This window comes from Streptomyces sp. SID11385 (genome assembly GCF_010548245.1).
Classification (GTDB): domain Bacteria; phylum Actinomycetota; class Actinomycetes; order Streptomycetales; family Streptomycetaceae; genus Streptomyces.
Window position 1 is genome coordinate 1 of record NZ_JAAGLR010000263.1, and the last position, 2322, is coordinate 2322.

Annotated in this window: 2 protein-coding genes; both read left to right on the plus strand. The window is 74.2% G+C overall.

Features of this window, described 5'->3' with window-relative positions:
* Positions 1–578, plus strand: a 578-nt coding sequence (locus tag G3I42_RS08125) for a DUF2690 domain-containing protein (protein WP_164283787.1), incomplete at its 5' end; no start/stop codon positions are given.
* Positions 579–973: 395 nt separating this feature from the next.
* A complete protein-coding gene (locus G3I42_RS08130; RefSeq protein ID WP_164283789.1) occupies positions 974–1963 on the plus strand; it encodes a malate dehydrogenase in 990 nt (329 codons plus the stop codon).
* Positions 1964–2322 lie beyond the last annotated feature (359 nt).

Here is a 2322-nt window from a genome sequence, read left to right on the forward strand (position 1 = left end):
GGCCGGTGGGGGAGCGCGGCCCGGCGCGAGACGGAGCCGCGCCGCCCGGCGCCCGCCCACCGGGGCAACCGTCGGGAGCCTCGCACGGGCGGCGGCGCGCGACGATGTTCCTCGCCGGGGTGACGGGCGCGCTCGTCGTGCTCGGCGCGATCGTCTTCGTCCCGCGACTGCTCCACGGCGACGACACGAACCAGCGTGCCGCGCCGAGGAGTTCGGCATCGGTACGGGCCGCCGAGCTGCCCGAGGGGGTGCGGTGCGCGGGGGCGGGCTGCGCGGGCAAGGACCCGGAGGCGATGGGGTGCAGCGGTGAGCTGGCCCGGACGACGGACCGCGCGGCGGTCGGCACGCGGATCGTGGAGGTGCGGTACAGCGAGGCGTGCGGTGCCGCGTGGGCGCGGATCACGCAGGCGGGCCCGGGGGACACGGTGACGGCCCGGGCGGGCGGACGCACCCAGCGGGTCACGGTCGAGGACACGGGCGACGCCTACACGCGGATGCTCCCTGTCGCGGGCCCGGGCCGGACCCGGGCCTGCGCCGAGGTCGGCGCGGGGGCGAAGGGCTGCGCGGGGGCGGACTGAAGCCCGTACCCGAGCGCGGGCGGACCGGCGCGCTGACCCCGTACCCCGGGCGCGGAAGAAGCGGTCCCGGAAAATTTCCTCGGCCGACCGCGCATACCCCGCCGCACCCCGGGAAGACGCGGTCTTACCCCCCACGGGAGAGTCCCCCTCCCTGCGAAGGCCGCCGCAGCACCTTGCCGCTCGGCGGCCTTCGCCGTGCGCGGGCCCGGCTCCGCCTCGGGTCCGGCTCGGCTGTGGGCCCCGCCACACCCGCCGTGCGGTCGCGTCCGCCACCGGCGCGATAGCCTGAGCGGCGGATCTCTCTTGACGCCAAGAGATCGATCATCCGGCGTCGGGGCCCAGATCCACCCCTTGGGGCAGGGAACCCCACCGCCAGTCGTCTGATGGAGATCGTCATGACCCGCACTCCCGTGAATGTCACCGTCACCGGCGCGGCCGGCCAGATCGGCTACGCGCTGCTCTTCCGCATCGCCTCCGGCCAGCTCCTGGGCCCGGACGTCCCGGTGAACCTGCGACTTCTGGAGATCACCCCGGCGCTCAAGGCCGCCGAGGGCACCGCGATGGAGCTGGACGACAGCGCGTTCCCGCTGCTCAAGGGCATCGAGATCAGCGACGACCCGAACGTCGCCTTCGACGGTGCCAACGTCGCCCTCCTCGTCGGCGCCCGCCCCCGCACCAAGGGCATGGAGCGCGGTGACCTCCTGGAGGCCAACGGCGGCATCTTCAAGCCGCAGGGCAAGGCGATCAACGACCACGCCGCCGACGACATCAAGGTCCTCGTCGTGGGCAACCCGGCGAACACCAACGCCCTCATCGCCCAGGCCGCCGCCCCGGACGTACCGGCCGAGCGCTTCACCGCGATGACCCGCCTCGACCACAACCGCGCGCTCACCCAGCTCGCGAAGAAGGCGGGCGTCACCGTCGACGCCATCAAGCGCCTGACCATCTGGGGCAACCACTCCGCGACGCAGTACCCCGACATCTTCCACGCGGAGATCAACGGCAAGAACGCCGCCGAGGTCGTGAGCGACGAGAAGTGGCTCGCCGAGGACTTCATCCCGACCGTCGCCAAGCGCGGCGCGGCGATCATCGAGGCGCGCGGCGCCTCCTCCGCCGCCTCGGCCGCCAACGCCGCCATCGACCACGTGTACACGTGGGTCAACGGCACCGACGAGGGCGACTGGGCCTCCATGGGCATCCCCTCGGACGGCTCCTACGGCGTCCCCGAGGGTCTCATCTCCTCCTTCCCGGTCACGGTGAAGGACGGCAAGTACTCCATCGTCCAGGGCCTGGAGATCAACGACTTCTCGCGCGCCCGCATCGACGCCTCGGTCAAGGAGCTGGGCGAGGAGCGCGACGCGGTCCGCTCGCTCGGCCTCATCTGAGACCTCCCGGTCCCTCGCGGGACGCACGGGGCGCGCGGCCCCGCCCGGGAACGGGCCGGGGCGCCGCGCGCGGCCCCGTCCGGGTACGGGCTCGAACTCACCTGCTGGTCAGGTCAGTTCGGGCCCGTTTTTCGTGCGCGGGCGAGGGGCGCGTGTCGTACAGTGTTGCCTCCGTCGCGCGCTGTGTCCCGGCGCGCTCCCGTGCTCGCGCACGCCGCCCCGTGTCCGAGCACGCCGCGTCCGTCCCGGAAGGCACGAGGTGACCGAGCAGCCGCCCCCGCAGCCCGAGCCGATCCCCGCGCAGGCGGCCCCGCCGGCATCGCATCCGGCACCCCCGCCGGCACCGCCGCCGGTCCCCC